The following is a 17,063-nucleotide window of genomic DNA, read 5'->3' as shown; positions in this document are numbered from 1 at the left end:
CCAAAAGGAGACCCCGTGGCACAGGACGTGCTTACCGACCTTAGTAAGGTCCGCAACATCGGCATCATGGCCCACATTGATGCCGGCAAGACCACCACAACCGAGCGCATCCTGTTCTACACGGGTGTGAACCACAAGATCGGCGAAACGCACGACGGCGCTTCGACCACTGACTGGATGGAACAGGAAAAGGAACGCGGCATCACCATCACGTCTGCCGCCGTGACCTGCTTCTGGGAGAACAACCAGATCAACATCATCGACACCCCCGGCCACGTTGACTTCACGGTTGAGGTTGAGCGCTCCCTGCGCGTCCTCGACGGTGCAGTTGCCGTCTTCGATGGCAAGGAAGGCGTTGAGCCGCAGTCGGAAACCGTTTGGCGCCAGGCTGACAAGTACAACGTTCCGCGTATTTGCTTCGTCAACAAGATGGACAAGCTCGGTGCTGACTTCTACTTCACCGTAGACACCATCATCAGCCGCCTCGGTGCCAAGCCGCTGGTCATGCAGCTGCCCATCGGTGCCGAGAACGACTTCATCGGCGTCGTCGACCTGCTTTACATGCGTGCCCTGGTTTGGCCGGGCGACGCCAAGGGCGACGTGACCATGGGTGCCAAGTACGAAATCCGCGAGATCCCTGCCGACCTGCAGGAAAAGGCTGAAGAGTACCGCGCGAACCTCGTTGAGACGGTCGCCGAGTCCTCTGAGGAACTCATGGAGAAGTACCTCGAGGGCGAAGAGATCTCGATCGACGAGCTCAAGGCCGGCATCCGCAAGATGACCATCAACTCCGAGCTGTACCCGATCTTCTGTGGCTCCGCCTTCAAGAACCGCGGCGTCCAGCCGATGCTCGATGCCGTGGTGGACTACCTGCCGAACCCGCTCGACGTCCCCCCGATGGTCGGCCACGATCCTCGCGACGAAGAGAAGGAACTGACCCGCAAGCCTTCCTCGGAAGAGCCCTTCTCGGCTCTGGCCTTCAAGATTGCGGCCCACCCCTTCTTCGGCCAGCTCACCTTCATCCGCGTGTACTCCGGTCACGTGGAAGCAGGCGCCCAGGTGGTCAACTCCACCAAGGGCAAGAAGGAGCGCATCGGCAAGCTGTTCCAGATGCACGCCAACAAGGAAATGCCCGTCGAGGGCGCTACCGCCGGCCACATCTATGCAGCCATCGGTCTGAAGGACACCACCACGGGCGACACCCTGTGCGATGCCAACAACCAGATCGTGCTCGAGTCCATGAGCTTCCCGGAGCCCGTGATCTCGGTTGCCATCGAGCCGAACACCAAGGGTGACCAGGAGAAGCTCTCCACGGCCATCCAGAAGCTCTCCGCTGAGGACCCCACCTTCCAGGTGTCCCTCAACGAAGACACCGGCCAGACCATCATCGCCGGCATGGGCGAGCTCCACCTGGACATCCTGGTGGACCGCATGCGCCGCGAATTCAAGGTCGAGGCCAACGTGGGCAAGCCCCAGGTTGCTTACCGCGAAACCATCAAGCGCGCCGTCGAACGCCACGACTACACGCACAAGAAGCAGACCGGTGGTTCGGGCCAGTTCGCAAAGATCCAGATCGCGATCGAGCCGCTGGACACCGCCGAGGGCGAGCTGTACGAGTTTGAGAACAAGGTCACCGGTGGCCGCGTTCCCCGCGAGTACATCCCGTCCGTTGACGCGGGCATCCAGGATGCGCTGAACGACGGCGTCCTGGCCGGCTACCCGGTTGTCGGCATCAAGGCCACGCTGATTGACGGCGCGTACCACGATGTTGACTCTTCGGAAATGGCGTTCAAGATCGCCGGCCGCATGGCTTTCAAGGAAGCTGCGCGCAAGGCGAACCCGGTTCTGCTTGAACCGCTGATGGATGTCGAGGTCCGCACCCCTGAGGAATACATGGGTGAAGTTATCGGTGACCTCAACTCCCGCCGTGGCCAGATGCAGTCCATGGAAGATGCACAGGGCGTCAAGGTCATCCGTGCGCACGTTCCGCTGTCCGGCATGTTCGGCTACATCGGTGACCTGCGCTCGAAGACCCAGGGCCGTGCTGTGTACTCCATGACGTTCAACAGCTACGCCGAGGTCCCGAAGGCAGTTGCCGACGAGATCATCCAGAAGACCCGCGGCGAGTAGTCCTTCGGACTTTTCGCAGCGAAAAAACTCGGGTGCGCTTGCCGGTTACGGAAAGCACAGCCGGTGCAGGTGGCCGGGGCACGGTCGGATTCGTCCGGTCAAGCCGGTTCCCGGCCATCTGCACGAACAGGCTCTAGGGACTAGTATTAGTTCCTGAATCTGCAATTTCACCAATCCAAAGCCCCCCAAGTAGACTTACCTGAGTTTCTGCCGCGACAAGAGCGGCAGGAGGGTATGTCATTTGAAAACGTTCTAGGAGGAACCTGTGGCAAAGGCAAAGTTCGAGCGGACTAAGCCGCACGTCAACATCGGCACCATTGGTCACGTTGACCACGGTAAGACGACGCTGACGGCCGCCATTTCCAAGGTGCTGTACGACAAGTACCCGACTCTCAACGAGAAGCGTGACTTCGCGTCGATCGACTCTGCACCCGAAGAGCGTCAGCGCGGTATTACCATCAACATCTCCCACGTGGAGTACCAGACCGAGAAGCGTCACTACGCACACGTTGACGCCCCCGGCCACGCTGACTACATCAAGAACATGATCACCGGTGCTGCCCAGATGGACGGCGCAATCCTCGTGGTTGCCGCCACCGACGGCCCGATGGCTCAGACCCGCGAGCACGTTCTGCTGGCCCGCCAGGTTGGTGTTCCCTACCTGCTGGTCGCGCTGAACAAGGCCGACATGGTTGACGACGAAGAGCTCCTCGACCTCGTCGAAATGGAAGTTCGCGAGCTCCTGAGCTCGCAGGGCTTCGATGGCGACAACGCTCCGGTTGTCCGCGTCTCCGGCCTGAAGGCCCTGGAAGGCGACCCCGAGTGGGTCAAGTCCGTTGAGGACCTGATGGCTGCAGTCGACGAGTCCGTTCCGGACCCCGTACGTGACCGCGACAAGCCGTTCCTGATGCCGATCGAAGACGTCTTCACCATCACCGGTCGTGGCACCGTTGTTACGGGCCGCGCCGAGCGTGGAACCCTCGCCATCAACTCCGAGGTCGAGATCGTCGGCATCCGCCCGGTCCAGAAGACCACGGTTACCGGTATCGAGATGTTCCACAAGCAGCTCGACGAAGCATGGGCCGGCGAGAACTGTGGCCTCCTGCTCCGCGGTCTGAAGCGCGACGATGTCGAGCGTGGCCAGGTTGTCGTCAAGCCGGGTTCCATCACCCCGCACACCGACTTCGAGGCCAACGTCTACATCCTCTCCAAGGACGAAGGCGGACGTCACAACCCGTTCTACTCCAACTACCGCCCGCAGTTCTACTTCCGCACCACGGACGTAACCGGCGTTATCACCCTGCCCGAGGGCACGGAAATGGTTATGCCCGGCGACAACACTGAGATGACCGTTGCGCTCATCCAGCCCATCGCAATGGAAGAGGGCCTCGGCTTCGCAATCCGTGAAGGCGGCCGCACCGTTGGTTCGGGACGTGTCACCAAGATCATCAAGTAGTTTCTGCTGATCACGGACCATCCGAATCCTTGATTCGGTAATCCACAGGAAACCCCGCTGCCCAGTGCAGCGGGGTTTTCTTTTGCTACCATTTATCCAGTCGTTTGATAAATAAATGGGGACCGTTGTCTTATGGAAGAAGGCCCGACATGAGGGACGAGTCGTATGCCGCAGGGTACCGCGCCGGTCATCTGCAGGGGTGGCTGGACGCAATGGCTCAAGTAGACCAAATGCGGCGTCCGGCCAGTGCGGACCAACCCGCGGCGCAGGAAGTGAACCCGGCGCGGGTCTCTGTGGACGCGGCTCCTCCTGTGCTTCCGCCAGTTGCCGGAACGCTCGCCGCGGCAGCCGCTTTCGGGCAGCCCGCACCGGCATCCTCCGCACTGACCCGGCACGCCGACGCCGACCGGTTGGGAATCGTCTCCGGCCCCGGACGGGCGGTACCGCCGCGGCCCCCCGCGCCAGTCCCATCGGGTGCCCGTGCCTTGCCGCGTGCCGTCACGCCGGCCGAGCGCCAGGCGCGCCGGGAACGCCGGGACCGGCAGAACATCAACATCACGCTCTACGTCGCAAGTATGCTCCTGGTGGCGGCTGCGGCACTCTTCGTCGGGAGCAGTTTGCCCCCGATGCTGCGCTTCGCAGGTGTTGGAGCCGTCACCGCAACGTTCTACTGTCTGGGCTTCGGGCTGCATGCAAAGATCGCCCGGTTGAGGCCGGCCGCCGTTGCCTTCACCGGCACCGGGCTGGCGCTGGTGCCGGTTTCGGGCCTGGCACTGTACAACTTTGCCTGGCACAACGGGCCGGCCACCTGGTTGCTGACGTCCCTGCTGGGGACCGCCGCTTATGTGGCGGCCGCCATCAGGCTGGACAGTAAAGTCCTGACCTACCTCTCGTTGACGTTTGTGGTGTCGACGGCGTGGTCGGGGGTTGCTGTCCTCGGAGGAGCACTCGTTTGGTATTTCGCGGCCATGATCAGCGTGGCCGTGGCCTTCACGTTGTTGTCGCATCGGCGCCCGTCTTGGCTGCCGCCTATTTTCGCCGGGCCGCTTGCCGCACTGCACCCCTATGTGGTGCCAGGTGTCGCGGTTGCGGCCACGTTTTCGCCGTTCCTGCCCGGTGGCCCGGGATTGACCAAGGCCGAGTATGCGCTGGTCGTCGGCGCCTGCGGGGCATACTTCGCCGTGTTTGCAGTGACGACGGCTGGTCTGCGGGTGGCGTATTTCAGGGCCGCGAGGGTGGCTCTGACAATCGCGGCGACGGTGGGGATCTGGCACGTGTCAGGACGCGGGACGGTCGCCCTGTTCACCCTTGCCGTTGTGGTTGGCGCCCAGGCAGTGGCAGTGGCATTCATGGGCGGACACCTTGAAGGCTGGATCACGCGGGCAGCAAGCGGGTCCGGCGGGCACCAACGGACGGTCGACGCCGGCCCGCAGGCGGGCACGGCACGCTGGCGGCGTGACGCGCTCGTCACGTTCGGCATCCAGTTCGCGGCCACGGCCGGCTACGCGCTGGCCGTCGTCGTCGCGGGCTTCTTCCTGCCGGCCCGGATATCTGCAAGTCCTGTGCCACTGTGGCTTCCAGTCCTGCTGAGCCTTGTCACAGGCTTCGCGCTGGCTGCCAGGCTTCGCGGCCGCGCGGAGATCGTGCCACTCCCGGCACTGTTGCTGGCAGCCCTCGTCAGCCATCACCTCGGTGAGGGCGTGTTTGCGCTGATGCTGTTCCTGGCCTGCGTCTTTTGGGCAGTCCGGGCCTACGTGGCGGACGGGGCACTGCGGCACCGCATGGTGCTCAACGCGCGCCTGGCCTGCACGGTGCTGGCTCCTGCGCTGGCAGCAGCCCTGACCGAAGGCGCCGGGCAGAACCGGGCCGTGTGGTTCACGTTGCTGATCGCGGCGGCTGTGCAGCAACTTCTCTCTGCGGCGATGCAGCGTTTCGGAATGAGGGCCCTGGCGCCCAGCATGAGCCTGGTCGGCTTCACGCTCCTCGGCCTCGGGAGCATCGCCAGCCTCTCGTCAGTCGCGGGCCTCGGGTCCCAGGGGCTGGTGTGGGCGTCAGCGCTGATCCTGCTCACGGCTGCTCTCGTGACCGGCTTCTTGCTGACCGGCAAACCTGCGGACTGGCGCAACTGGCGGCCCGGCGCCGGAGAGGTACTGGCGCCGGTGGTGGGCGCGATGCTTGCGGCGTTCGCGTTTGGCAGGCTGACGGAGGGGGCCGGGAACGTGGTCCTCTTGCTGTTGCTGGCGTACCTGGTGGCTTCTGCATCCAGGCTCCCGGCGCTGGGGCACAGGTGGGCTTATTGGTGGGCCGCCCGGGCGACAGGAACCGTTTTGGTGTTGACGGCGTCCTCCCAGTTGCAGCACAGCACCGGCAGCCTCGTTGTCGGAGGGGAGGCGCTGCATCCGGCCACCGTTCTCGTCGCCGCCCTCTTTGCCCAGATGTCCCTGCCGTTGGGCGCGAAGATCCTGCGACGGGCCCCGTCGGGCGTAGTTTTCGACGCTGCCGGTGTCATCGTGCTGCAGCTCGCCGCCTGTGCTGTCCTGGCGCTCCAGGCATCCGGGAGCTGGCAGCACCTTGCTGCCGTGTCCGGAGCTGCAGTTTCCGCCGCACTGACTGCCTACGTCCTGCGGACGGAGCCGGCCGCTGGAGTCTTTGCCCCTGTGTCCTTCATTGTTCTCGCGGGCCTGTCGCTCGGAAATGCCCGGGCAATGGAGGTTCTGCTGGGTGTCTTCGCGGTGTTTGCCGGCGTCATGGTGGCAGCGGTGCCTCGGCCTCGGAGCAAAGGGTGGTACTTCGTTGCCGCGCGCGTCCTGACTGCCGTCCTTGCCTTGGTGCTCAGCGACGACGTGACGGCGTCACCCACCGCTGTTTCCGTAACGTTTGCGCTCGTCCTTGCTGCCCAGCATGTCATTCGCTGGTTGATGCGTTTCCGGCTCGCTGCCGTGCCCTTCCAGCAGGCCGCCGTGTGGATCACCCTTGCAGGCCAGGCTCTGCTGCCCCTGGTGTACGCCGTGCAGCACGGGGCGTTGCGGCTTGGCCCGACCCTTGGTGCTCCGCTGCCGGGCGGCGGAACCGGGGTGGACGGCGCGGGCCGGTGGGTGTTGCTTCTAGAGCTCGGGCTGCTGGTGGTGTCGGCCGCCGTGGCCCGCAGGCTGTTCGTTGCCCGGGGTGCGCTGTACTTCGGCGTTTACGGGCTGCTCTTCGGCGTATTGTCCCTCAGCCCGGTGGTTGCTTTCGGGGACGTGGCTGCCGTCAGCTTCACCGGGACTGCCGTTGTGCTTCTGCTCCTGGGCCTTACGGCAGCCGCCGCCGGTCCGGAGTGGCAGCGCCGCAGTGTCTCTACGGGCCCGGAGCGCCGCCTGTGGCTCGCCGCAGCAGGAACATTCACCGCTGCGGCGTTGGCTGTGTCGCCCCAGGCTTCCCACTGGGTTCCGGGCGCTTCCGTGCTTGCCGTTGCAACGGTCCTGCTGACGGCGTCCCATGTGGAAGCGAGGCCGCTCCTCTATCCGCCGGCTGCGGCCGCCGTGCTCGGCGGAGCCTTCATGCTGGCGGCCGCCTGGCTGGGAGAATCCGAGGGCAATGGCCCGGGGGAGTGGGCACAGTACCTGCCATGGCTGGCAGGGCCAGGCGTGGCGGCAGCGGGGCTCTACGCCGTGCGCCGGGCACGGTCCAGGGTCCTAACGGATGATCCGTTCCGGCGCTGGTCCTTGGCCGGCGGCGCTTTTGCCGGCCTTCTCCTGGCAGCGCTTGCGGGCCTCTATCGTGATGGAACTTCCTGGACCGGTGTGGGCGTCCTCGTTGCCGCTGCCGCTGTTGCTGTCGCCGAAGCGACACCCCGCATGCGCCGGCCTGCAGCGGAGCTGGCGGCATTCGCGATCGTGGCTGCTGTCCAGCGGGCCGCCCTGTTCGAGTTCAGCGCGGTTCAAGGACTCCTGCCGTGGCCAGCCGATTCCCACGCGGACCCCTTCTGGGTGGCGCAGTGGTACACGCTGCTGGCCTCCGTGCTGGCTGGCCTGCGATACCTGGCGAACAGTCGCACCATCGGCCGGCGCTATGTGTGTGCCGCCGCGGCGCTGCTCAGCCTGTCAGGGGCGGGCACGGTGTTCGGGGGTGAAGCCTCACAGCAGTTGTGGGTACTGGTGTGGCTCGCCGTGCTTCTGGTCGCCGGGCTGGTCCTTGGTGACAGGCTCTTTGTCAGGTGGGGCGCCGCTGGGATTGCCGTCTGCGTCCTTTGGGCAATGCGGCAGTACACGTTTGCGCTCCTGACCGTGGTGGCCGTCGGCCTTATTGCTTTTGCGGTCTGGCGCCTCAACCGTGGCAACGCTGGTGAGGACAAGGCCGGGAACGCGCCCTGATACTGTTTCAGCACTGAAAGGAGTCCATCATGGGGTGGCTTATTTTCCTGATCATCGCGGTTGTCGTCGTCGCCGGGGCGTTTTGGGCCAAAAGGTATTTCCGGCACGAGATCGATCGCGCCAAACGGATCAACAGGTCCAACAAGAACCAGTAACACCGTGCGGACAAGATTCGCTGGTACACCGTAGCCCTACTTTTCGGTATACCTAAATTCGCGCTATCCTCGTCTTGTAGATGCCCGCAACGATGAGGACACGTAATGGCTGCTCCCACACTGACGGCCGGACCTGCAGGCCCCAAGGCCTGGTCCCGGCTCCTGCTGCTCGGACCCGCCTTTGTGGCGGCTATCGCGTACGTGGACCCGGGCAATGTCGCCGCAAACCTGACGGCCGGGGCCAACTTCGGGTACCTGCTGGTGTGGGTCCTCGTGGCCGCCAACGCCATGGCGGTGCTGATCCAGTACCAATCCGCGAAGCTTGGTCTCGCCACCGGCATGAGCCTGCCGGAGATCCTGGGCAAGCGCCTGGGTACCCGGCGCCGCCGCGCCTACTGGGCCCAGGCAGAGCTTGTGGCCGGGGCTACGGACATGGCCGAAGTGATCGGTGGCGCTGTCGCGCTGAACCTCCTTTTCGGAGTGCCCCTGCTGGCCGGTGGATTCATCATTGGTGTTGCCTCCATGCTGTTGCTGGCCCTTCAATCGCACCGCAGCCAGAAGTCCTTCGAGATCGCCATCCTGACGCTCCTGGGCGTGATAGCGGTGGGGTTCGTCTCGGGGCTGTTCGTCAGCCCGCCTGACGCGGGCGGTGCGCTGGCCGGCCTTGTCCCGCGGTTCGAGGGGACTGACACGGTTCTGCTGGCCGCCAGCATGCTCGGGGCAACGGTCATGCCGCACGCGATCTACCTGCACTCGGCCCTGGCACGGGACCGGCATGGCTTCTCGCCTGATCCCGGGGTCCGGTCCAGGCTCATCCGGGCAACGCGCGTTGACGTCGCCGGTGCCCTGCTTCTTGCCGGAATCGTCAACATCGCCATGCTGCTGCTGGCCGCCACCAGCCTCCGCGGGGTGGAAGGAACCGACACCATTGCCGGGGCGCATGCTGCTGTGACGTCGGCACTCGGGCCGGTGATCGGCGTCGTCTTTGCCGTAGGCCTCCTTGCCTCCGGCCTGGCCTCCACCTCGGTTGGCTGCTACGCCGGAGCCACGATCATGGGCGGCCTCCTGAAGGTGAGGGTGCCCCTCCTGGTCCGGCGGATCATCACCTTGATCCCGGCACTGGTGGTCCTGGGTGCCGGGATAGAGCCGACGCTTGCCCTCGTCTTGAGCCAGGTGCTCCTCAGCTTCGGGATTCCATTCGCGCTGATCCCCCTGATCCGGCTCACCGGCAGCCGCGAAGTGATGGGCATCCATGTGGATTCCAAGCCGCTGCGGCTTGCCGGTTGGACCAGTGCCGCGCTGATCGTCGGACTGAACTGTGTCCTAATCGTCCTCACGGTGTCCGGACATAGCTGAGCCGGCGCCGGCAGCCCTGCGCTAGCTGTCCCGGCGTGCCCGGGCCCGCGAGAGGGCCTGGTACCAGTAGAAGGACTTTTTGGGGGTCCGTTCAAGGGTCTCAAAGTCCACATGCACCAGGCCGAAGCGCTGCGAGTAGCCGGCTGCCCACTCGAAGTTGTCCATCAGGGTCCACACGTAGTAGCCGCGCAGGTCCACGCCCTCGGCAATACCGCCGGGCGCCGTGGCCTCCAGCGCAGTTCCCAGGTGCGTCGCCAAGTAGTCCACCCGGTCGGCGTCGTCCAAAGTCTCGGACACGCGGTCGGGCTCGGGGAAGCTGGCCCCGCCCTCGGTGATGTACACCGGCGGCAGGGCATCGCCGTAACGGTCCCGCATTTCCTGCAGCAGGATCCCCAAATGGTGTGGCGCCACCGGCCAGCCGAAACCGGTGCTGCCGTACTCCGGATACCCCACTTCGTGGAAGGGAAGCTTGGCCAGTTCCTGGTGCATGTCCGCCGGCAGGGGCGTAATGCCGGGCCCCAGCGCCACCTTGACCGGGAAATAGTAGTTGAGCCCATAGAAATCCAGCGGCTGGTGGATGGTCTTCAGGTCTGCGTCGGAGATCCTGCCGATAGAACGCAACCACGGCCTGGCATACAACGGCAGGGACGGGTAGCGGCCCAGCAGGACGGGGTCGGCATACAGCCGGTTCATCAGCAGGTCGTACAGGTGGGCGACCATCCGATCGCCGATCTTCCGGGACGCTGGCCTGACCGGTGAGTGCAGGTTCGTCAGTCCGATGCCGCCAACAACTCCGGCGGCCCGCAGCGCCTGGACCCCCAATCCGTGCGCCAGGAGCTGGTTGTGGATGGCGGGCAAGGCATCGAACATCAGGCGGCGTCCAGGTGCATGCACCCCTAAGGCATAACCGTTCAGGGTTACCGATACGGGCTCATTGAGGGTGACCCACTGCGGCACCCGGTCCCCGAACCGCTCGCCGGCCGCCCTGGCGTACTCGGCGAAGCGATGCGCCGTGTCCCGGTTCAGCCAGCCGCCCCGGTGCTCCAGCGGCAAAGGAGTGTCCCAGTGGTAGAGAGTGGCCATGGGGGAGATGCCGGCCTCGAGGAGTTCGTCGATCAGCCGGTCGTAGAAATCCAGTCCCTGGGCGTTGAAGCTGCCCTGGCCGTCGGGCTGGATGCGGGGCCAGGAAAGCGAGAAGCGGTACGAGCCAACGCCGAGCTCCTTGAGCAGCGCCACATCTTCGGGCAACCTGTTGTAGTGGTCGCAGGCGACGGCGGGGGAGTGGCCGTCCAGGATTGCCCCGGGCTTTTCGGCGAAGGCGTCCCACCCGGAGGGTCCCCGGCCATCCGCCTTGAGGGAGCCTTCGATCTGGAACGCCGCAGCCGCAACACCCAGGGTGAACGACGGCGGCACCCGCCCGGCCAGTTCGGTCACCGATTCCGTGCCTTCCATGGTCATGCCCCTATCATCCAGTGGCTTCCGGTCCACGGCAATGGCAGTTCATGGGGCTGAAAAGCGGCGATTCGCATCTGGCAGGGTTTTCCGGCATACTAGATGAGTTGTTCAAGCGCTTCTTCGCGTCCCGATCCGGATAATGCCGGGTGCAGGGTCCAAGCTGAAGACCAAACATAACCCACCCCCATGGAACTGCGGATTCATATGCGCGCCCAGCGCGACACGCCCGACCGCGGGGGTCGGTTACGCCGGCAAGGTGAGGAACCCGGATTTATCCGGATTCAGTTTGTGCGGCGGATGGTGGTTACGACCTCAAATGCTTCGGCAGCCATACAACAGGTAAGTGAACAGGGCAGCCCTAAACCGGGGAAGCACAGACTGAAAGAGAGTCAGGCGACATGGCGGGACAAAAAATCCGCATCCGGCTGAAGTCATACGACCACGAGGTCATTGACGTTTCAGCACGGAAGATCGTTGAGACGGTCACGCGCGCAGGCGCAACGGTAGTCGGCCCCGTGCCGCTGCCGACGGAGAAGAACGTGTACTGCGTGATTCGCTCTCCGCACAAGTACAAGGACAGCCGCGAGCACTTTGAAATGCGCACGCACAAGCGTCTTATCGACATCATCGATCCCACGCCGAAGGCCGTCGACTCGCTCATGCGTCTCGACCTGCCGGCTGACGTGAACATCGAAATCAAGCTGTAGGGAGGTGCTGAGAAACTATGACCGCAACCCGTAACGTAAAGGGCCTGCTGGGCACGAAGCTCGGCATGACCCAGGTCTGGGACGAGAACAACAAGCTCATCCCCGTCACTGTGGTCCAGGCAGATTCGAACGTCATCACCCAGCTGCGCAACGCTGAGGCCGATGGCTACGTCGCCGTCCAGATCGGCTACGGCCAGATCGATCCCCGCAAGGTCACCAAGCCGCTGGCTGGTCACTTTGAAAAGGCAGGCGTCACGCCTCGCCGCCACGTCGTCGAACTCCGTACCGCAGATGCTGCCGAGTACGAGCTGGGCCAGGAGCTCTCCGTAGAGGTCTTCGAAGCCGGCCAGAAGATCGACGTCATCGGCACCACCAAGGGTAAGGGCTTCGCCGGTGTTATGAAGCGTCACGGCTTCCACGGCGTTGGAGCTTCCCACGGTGCCCACAAGAACCACCGTAAGCCCGGTTCAATCGGTGGCGCATCCACCCCGAGCCGCGTCTTCAAGGGCATGAAAATGGCCGGCCGCATGGGCGCCGTTCGTCACACCACGCTGAACCTCACCGTTCACGCGGTTGACGTCGAGAAGTCGCTGCTCCTGATCAAGGGTGCCGTTCCCGGTGCCCGCGGCCAGGTCGTCCTCGTACGTACCGCCGTGAAGGGAGCCTAGTTCAATGGCTAACACTGTCCAGGTTGACCTGCCTGCAGAGATCTTCGACGTTCAGACCAACGTGCCGCTGCTGCACCAGGTTGTCGTTGCCCAGCTCGCTGCTGCCCGCCAGGGAACCCACAAGACCAAGACCCGCGCTGAAGTTTCCGGTGCAGGACGCAAGCCGTTCAAGCAGAAGGGCACCGGCCGCGCCCGTCAGGGTTCCATCCGTGCTCCCCACATGACCGGCGGTGGCGTTGTCCACGGTCCCACCCCGCGTGACTACAGCCAGCGGACCCCCAAGAAGATGATTGCTGCTGCACTGCGCGGCGCACTCTCCGACCGGGCCCGCAACGGACGCATCCACGTTGTCGCTGAACTGGTTGAAGGCACCAAGCCTTCCGCCAAGACCGCACTGGCAACGCTCCGCGGTGTTTCCGACCGCAAGAACCTGCTGGTCGTCATCGAGCGCGACAACGACGTTGCCGCACTGTCCGTGCGCAACCTCGCCGGCGTTCACGTTCTGTACGCAGACCAGCTGAACACCTACGACGTTCTCGTCTCCGATGACGTTGTCTTCACCAAGGCAGCCTACGAAGCATTCGTAGCCGCCAAGGCAGCTAAGAACGAGGAGGATGCCAAGTGAGTGCAGCCACCATCAAGGATCCCCGCGACGTCGTGCTTGCACCCGTCGTGTCGGAAAAGAGCTACGGCCTGATCGACGAGGGCAAGTACACCTTCCTGGTGGACCCCCGTTCGAACAAGACCGAGATCAAGCTGGCCGTGGAGAAGATCTTCTCCGTCAAGGTCGAATCGATCAACACCATCAACCGTGCCGGTAAGCGCAAGCGCACCAAATTCGGATGGGGTACCCGCAAGAACACCAAGCGTGCGATTGTCACCCTCAAAGAAGGCACCATCGACATCTTCGGCGGTCCGCTCGCGTAGCGGAGACCACTTTAACGAGGAAATAAATTATGGGAATCCGTAAGTACAAGCCGACTACCCCGGGCCGTCGTGGCTCGAGCGTAGCGGACTTTATCGAAATCACGCGGTCGACGCCGGAAAAGTCGTTGGTACGTCCGCTGCCCAAGAAGGGCGGCCGTAACAACACCGGTAAGATCACCACCCGCCACAAGGGTGGTGGACACAAGCGCCAGTACCGTCTGATCGACTTCCGTCGCCACGACAAGGACGGCGTCAACGCCCGCGTTGCCGAAATCGAGTACGATCCGAACCGCACGGCTCGCATCGCCCTCCTGCACTACGTTGATGGCACCAAGCGTTACATCATCGCCCCCAACAAGCTCTCCCAGGGTGACGTTGTGGAGGCAGGTGCCGGTGCAGACATCAAGCCCGGTAACAACCTGCCCCTGCTCAACATCCCGGTGGGTACCGTCATCCACGCAGTTGAACTGCGCCCGGGCGGCGGCGCCAAGATGGGCCGCTCCGCCGGTGCATCCATCCAGCTCGTTGCCAAAGAAGGCCGTTTCGCCCAGCTGCGCCTGCCTTCCGGCGAAATCCGCAACGTTGACGTGCGCTGCCGCGCAACCGTCGGCGAGGTCGGCAACGCCGAGCAGTCGAACATCAACTGGGGCAAGGCCGGCCGTATGCGGTGGAAGGGCGTCCGCCCGACCGTCCGTGGTGTCGCCATGAACCCGGTTGACCACCCGCACGGTGGTGGTGAGGGTAAGACGTCCGGTGGACGTAACCCCGTCAACCCGAACGGTAAGCGTGAAGGCCGCACCCGCCGCCCGAACAAAGAGAGCGACAAGCTTATTGTGCGTCGCCGTCGTACTGGCAAGAACAAGCGATAGGAGCCTGGACACATGCCACGCAGCCTGAAAAAAGGTCCTTTCGTTGACCAGCACCTCTTTGTGAAGGTCGCCAGGGAAAACGAAAAGGGCACCAAGAACGTCATCAAGACCTGGTCCCGCCGTTCGATGATCATCCCCGACATGCTCGGGCACACGATCGCCGTACACGACGGACGCAAGCACATCCCGGTGTTTGTCACTGAGTCGATGGTCGGGCACAAGCTCGGCGAATTCGCTCCCACGCGGACATTCCGCGGCCATGTCAAGGACGACCGTAAGGGCAAGCGCCGCTAGGCGCCTGCGTTTACGTCAAAGACGAGAGAAGGAAAGCAATGGAAGCCAAGGCAATTGCGCGCCACATCCGCGTAACGCCTATGAAGGCCCGGCGCGTCGTCAACCTTGTTCGTGGATTGCAAGCGAATGAGGCTCTGGCAATTCTGAAGTTTGCCCCCCAGGCAGCTTCGGAGCCGGTATTCAAGGTAGTTCAGTCGGCAATCTCCAACGCCCGGGTCCTCGCGGACCGCGACGGCGTGGCGTTTGACGAAGGTGACCTCATCATCAGCGAAGCGTTTGTTGATGAAGGCCCGACCATGAAGCGGTTCCAGCCGCGTGCCCAGGGTCGTGCATTTCAGATCAAGAAGCGCACCAGCCACATCACCGTGGTAGTCGCTACCCCGGAGAAAGAGGAGGCTCGCTAAGTGGGACAGAAAGTAAACCCGCACGGGTTCCGACTCGGCATCACCACCGATCACGTATCGCACTGGTTCGCTGACAGCACCAAGGCCGGCCAGCGGTACAAGGACTTCGTTCGCGAAGACATCCGCATCCGCCAGCTCATGTCCACGGGCATGGAGCGCGCCGGTATCGCCAAGGTCGAGATCGAGCGCACCCGTGACCGTGTCCGCGTGGATATCCACACGGCCCGTCCCGGCATCGTCATCGGCCGCCGTGGAGCAGAAGCAGACCGCATCCGCGGCGAGCTCGAAAAGCTCACCGGCAAGCAGGTCCAGCTGAACATCCTCGAGGTCAAGAACCCCGAGATGGAGGCCCAGCTTGTGGCCCAGGGCGTTGCAGAGCAGCTGACTTCCCGCGTGGCATTCCGCCGTGCGATGAAGAAGGCCATGCAGTCCGCACAGCGTGCAGGTGCCAAGGGCATCCGTATCGCCTGCTCGGGCCGCCTCGGTGGCGCTGAAATGTCCCGCTCGGAGTTCTACCGCGAAGGCCGTGTGCCCCTGCACACCCTCCGCGCGAACATCGACTACGGCTTCTACGAAGCCAAGACCACCTTCGGCCGCATTGGTGTGAAGGTCTGGATCTACAAGGGCGACGTCACTGCCAAGGAACTGGCCGCCCAGGCTGCCTCGGCACCGTCCCGCGGCAACCGTGGCGACCGTCCCGGCCGTCCGGGTGGCGCCGACCGCGGTGACCGCCGCCGTCGCAACGACCGCCCGGCCGCTGACGCAGCTCCTGCTGCTGAAGCTCCGGCAGCTGAAGCTGCACCTGCAGCAGCAGAAGGAGGACAGGCTTAAATGCTTATCCCACGTCGAGTCAAGCACCGTAAGCAGCACCACCCGGGTCGTTCCGGCGCTGCAACGGGCGGCACCGAGGTCTCGTTCGGTGAGTGGGGTATCCAGGCTCTGAGCCCGGCATACGTCACCAACCGCCAGATCGAATCTGCCCGTATCGCGATGACCCGCCACATCAAGCGTGGCGGTAAGGTCTGGATCAACATCTACCCGGACCGTCCCCTGACCAAGAAGCCTGCCGAAACCCGCATGGGTTCCGGTAAGGGTTCGCCGGAATGGTGGGTCGCCAACGTCAAGCCGGGCCGGGTTCTGTTCGAACTCTCCGGTGTCAATGAAGAGGTAGCTCGCGAGGCCCTGCGCCTGGCAATCCACAAGCTGCCGTTGAAGGCACGCATTGTGCGTCGCGAAGGTGGTGAGTAGAAATGGCAGTAGGATCCAAGGATCTGGCTCCCGCACAGCTGGACGGTTTCGACAACGAGCGTCTCGTTGAAGAACTCCGCAAGGCCAAGGAAGAGCTGTTCAACCTGCGCTTCCAGTCCGCCACCGGACAGCTGGAGAACCACGGTCGCCTGCGTGCAGTAAAGAAGGACATTGCCCGCATCTACACCGTTCTCCGCGAACGCGAGCTGGGCATTCGTGCCGAGGTTGCCGCACCGGTTGTGGAAGCCAAGGAAGAAAAGAAGTCCAAGAAGGCTGCAACCAAGAAGGCCGAAAAGGCTGAAACGGTTGAGACCGAGGAGGATGCCAAGTGAGTGAAAAGGACGAGAACGTGACGGAAACTGCTACCGCCGCCAAGGCTGGGGAGCGCGGTTACCGCAAGACGCGTCGCGGCTACGTGGTCTCCGACAAGATGGAAAAGACCATCGTTGTTGAGGTTGAGGACCGCGTAAAGCACGCCCTGTACGGCAAGGTTATCCGCCGTACCTCCAAGGTCAAGGCACACGACGAAGAGAACACCGCCGGTATCGGCGACCTCGTTGTCATCGCCGAGACCCGTCCGCTGTCCGCCACCAAGAACTGGCGGCTCGTGGAAATCCTCGAGAAGGCCAAGTAGCACCTGCTGCTTAGCTGTTGCCCCTGCTCCCTTCCGGGAGTGGGGGCTTCCTCGTTTAAAGGGCCGGCAGTGTCACGCCAGGCACCCTTCGGACGCCGCGGACGACGCCGGCGCCTGGGCCGGCGGGGGACAGGCACCATGGGTGGGCCGAAAGGCTGCCGTGCGTGACGCCGTCGTCCGTCTTGCGGTGCGGATGCGACGGGTGATATGGGGACTGGCGGAAAACGTGCTAGGATATTGAGTTTGTATGGCGCCTTCTGTGCGCCGTCATCAACCTCGTAAACAAGCGTGCCACAGCATAGTGCCCCTGTGCGCCCGGGATCCGTCCCGGACCGGATGGGAGCAACTGCTTCTGGCACGGGCGTTTAGGCCTGGTCTGGCAAAATCCAGGCAGGTCAAGAGACACCC

Annotated in this window: 17 protein-coding genes; 16 read left to right on the top strand and 1 reads right to left on the bottom strand. The window is 63.8% G+C overall.

Annotated elements, in window-relative coordinates:
- Window positions 1-15: 15 nt before the first annotated feature.
- From fusA to C563_RS0102505, 5 genes are all read left to right on the top strand, one after another.
- On the top strand, window positions 16-2,130 hold the full coding sequence (gene fusA, locus C563_RS0102525; RefSeq protein WP_018760461.1) for an elongation factor G: 2,115 nt from the start codon (window positions 16-18) through the stop codon (window positions 2,128-2,130).
- Window positions 2,131-2,395: 265 nt separating this feature from the next.
- Window positions 2,396-3,586, top strand: coding sequence for an elongation factor Tu (tuf, locus tag C563_RS0102520; RefSeq protein ID WP_018760460.1), 1,191 nt, complete (start codon window positions 2,396-2,398; stop codon window positions 3,584-3,586).
- Between the two features lie 311 nt (window positions 3,587-3,897).
- Window positions 3,898-7,938, top strand: a complete 4,041-nt coding sequence (locus tag C563_RS22535) for a hypothetical protein (protein WP_231369819.1) — start codon at window positions 3,898-3,900, stop codon at window positions 7,936-7,938.
- Between the two features lie 29 nt (window positions 7,939-7,967).
- Entirely contained in the window at window positions 7,968-8,093 is a 126-nt protein-coding gene (locus tag C563_RS22900; protein WP_018760458.1) for a hypothetical protein, read from the top strand.
- Between the two features lie 105 nt (window positions 8,094-8,198).
- Window positions 8,199-9,449, top strand: a complete 1,251-nt coding sequence (locus C563_RS0102505) for an Nramp family divalent metal transporter (protein WP_018760457.1) — start codon at window positions 8,199-8,201, stop codon at window positions 9,447-9,449.
- Window positions 9,450-9,470: 21 nt separating this feature from the next.
- Here the strand turns inward: C563_RS0102505 and C563_RS0102500 are convergent, their stop codons facing one another.
- Window positions 9,471-10,907: a GH1 family beta-glucosidase gene (locus C563_RS0102500; protein ID WP_018760456.1), complete on the bottom strand. Its 1,437-nt coding sequence runs from the start codon at window positions 10,905-10,907 to the stop codon at window positions 9,471-9,473.
- A gap of 395 nt (window positions 10,908-11,302) precedes the next feature.
- Between C563_RS0102500 and rpsJ the strand changes: the two genes are divergently transcribed.
- The 11 genes from rpsJ to rpsQ are packed head-to-tail and all read left to right on the top strand — an operon-like array spanning window position 11,303 to window position 16,655.
- Window positions 11,303-11,611 carry a 30S ribosomal protein S10 gene (gene rpsJ / locus C563_RS0102495; protein ID WP_003803825.1) on the top strand — a complete coding sequence of 103 codons (309 nt, stop codon included), beginning with the start codon at window positions 11,303-11,305 and terminating at the stop codon, window positions 11,609-11,611.
- 17 nt (window positions 11,612-11,628) lie between these two features.
- Window positions 11,629-12,279, top strand: coding sequence for a 50S ribosomal protein L3 (rplC, locus tag C563_RS0102490; RefSeq protein ID WP_013601833.1), 651 nt, complete (start codon window positions 11,629-11,631; stop codon window positions 12,277-12,279).
- A 4-nt stretch (window positions 12,280-12,283) separates the two neighbouring features.
- On the top strand, window positions 12,284-12,904 hold the full coding sequence (gene rplD, locus C563_RS0102485) for a 50S ribosomal protein L4 (protein ID WP_018760455.1): 621 nt from the start codon (window positions 12,284-12,286) through the stop codon (window positions 12,902-12,904).
- The gene (gene rplW, locus C563_RS0102480) at window positions 12,901-13,206 is read left to right on the top strand and encodes a 50S ribosomal protein L23 (protein WP_011692807.1); all 306 of its coding nucleotides are present in this window, start codon (window positions 12,901-12,903) and stop codon (window positions 13,204-13,206) included. The genes rplD and rplW overlap by 4 nt, the downstream gene beginning before the upstream one ends.
- Window positions 13,207-13,235: 29 nt before the next feature.
- Window positions 13,236-14,075, top strand: a complete 840-nt coding sequence (gene rplB / locus C563_RS0102475) for a 50S ribosomal protein L2 (RefSeq protein WP_026264302.1) — start codon at window positions 13,236-13,238, stop codon at window positions 14,073-14,075.
- A gap of 12 nt (window positions 14,076-14,087) precedes the next feature.
- Window positions 14,088-14,369: a 30S ribosomal protein S19 gene (gene rpsS, locus C563_RS0102470; protein ID WP_003803803.1), complete on the top strand. Its 282-nt coding sequence runs from the start codon at window positions 14,088-14,090 to the stop codon at window positions 14,367-14,369.
- 38 nt (window positions 14,370-14,407) lie between these two features.
- Window positions 14,408-14,773, top strand: coding sequence for a 50S ribosomal protein L22 (gene rplV, locus C563_RS0102465; protein WP_009358304.1), 366 nt, complete (start codon window positions 14,408-14,410; stop codon window positions 14,771-14,773).
- Window positions 14,774-15,604 (top strand): 30S ribosomal protein S3, encoded by an 831-nt coding sequence (gene rpsC, locus C563_RS0102460; RefSeq protein WP_018760453.1) that lies wholly within the window; start codon window positions 14,774-14,776, stop codon window positions 15,602-15,604.
- A complete protein-coding gene (rplP, locus tag C563_RS0102455) occupies window positions 15,605-16,021 on the top strand; it encodes a 50S ribosomal protein L16 (protein ID WP_015937848.1) in 417 nt (138 codons plus the stop codon).
- Between the two features lie 2 nt (window positions 16,022-16,023).
- Window positions 16,024-16,353 carry a 50S ribosomal protein L29 gene (gene rpmC / locus C563_RS22895; protein WP_018760452.1) on the top strand — a complete coding sequence of 110 codons (330 nt, stop codon included), beginning with the start codon at window positions 16,024-16,026 and terminating at the stop codon, window positions 16,351-16,353.
- Complete coding sequence (rpsQ, locus tag C563_RS0102445; protein WP_018760451.1) at window positions 16,350-16,655, top strand: 30S ribosomal protein S17; 306 nt, start codon at window positions 16,350-16,352, stop codon at window positions 16,653-16,655. Before rpmC ends, rpsQ begins: the two co-directional genes overlap by 4 nt.
- The last annotated feature ends 408 nt before the right edge of the window (window positions 16,656-17,063 follow it).

Origin of the sequence: Arthrobacter sp. 135MFCol5.1 (genome assembly GCF_000374865.1) — a bacterium.
Classification (GTDB): Bacteria; Actinomycetota; Actinomycetes; order Actinomycetales; family Micrococcaceae; genus Arthrobacter.
This window is presented reverse-complemented; position numbering and strand designations above follow the sequence as displayed.

Excerpts from the sequence above, each read along its gene's own strand:
- rpsJ (WP_003803825.1), top strand. The coding sequence starts at position 11,303 with ATGGCGGGACAAAAAATCCGCATCCGGCTGAAGTCATACGACCACGAG.
- C563_RS0102505 (WP_018760457.1), top strand. The coding sequence starts at position 8,199 with ATGGCTGCTCCCACACTGACGGCCGGACCTGCAGGCCCCAAGGCCTGG.
- rpsS (WP_003803803.1), top strand. The coding sequence starts at position 14,088 with ATGCCACGCAGCCTGAAAAAAGGTCCTTTCGTTGACCAGCACCTCTTT.
- rpmC (WP_018760452.1), top strand. The coding sequence starts at position 16,024 with ATGGCAGTAGGATCCAAGGATCTGGCTCCCGCACAGCTGGACGGTTTC.
- rplV (WP_009358304.1), top strand. The coding sequence starts at position 14,408 with ATGGAAGCCAAGGCAATTGCGCGCCACATCCGCGTAACGCCTATGAAG.
- rplB (WP_026264302.1), top strand. The coding sequence starts at position 13,236 with ATGGGAATCCGTAAGTACAAGCCGACTACCCCGGGCCGTCGTGGCTCG.
- rplD (WP_018760455.1), top strand. The coding sequence starts at position 12,284 with ATGGCTAACACTGTCCAGGTTGACCTGCCTGCAGAGATCTTCGACGTT.
- C563_RS22900 (WP_018760458.1), top strand. The coding sequence starts at position 7,968 with ATGGGGTGGCTTATTTTCCTGATCATCGCGGTTGTCGTCGTCGCCGGG.
- rplC (WP_013601833.1), top strand. The coding sequence starts at position 11,629 with ATGACCGCAACCCGTAACGTAAAGGGCCTGCTGGGCACGAAGCTCGGC.
- rplP (WP_015937848.1), top strand. The coding sequence starts at position 15,605 with ATGCTTATCCCACGTCGAGTCAAGCACCGTAAGCAGCACCACCCGGGT.
- C563_RS0102500 (WP_018760456.1), bottom strand. The coding sequence starts at position 10,907 with ATGACCATGGAAGGCACGGAATCGGTGACCGAACTGGCCGGGCGGGTG.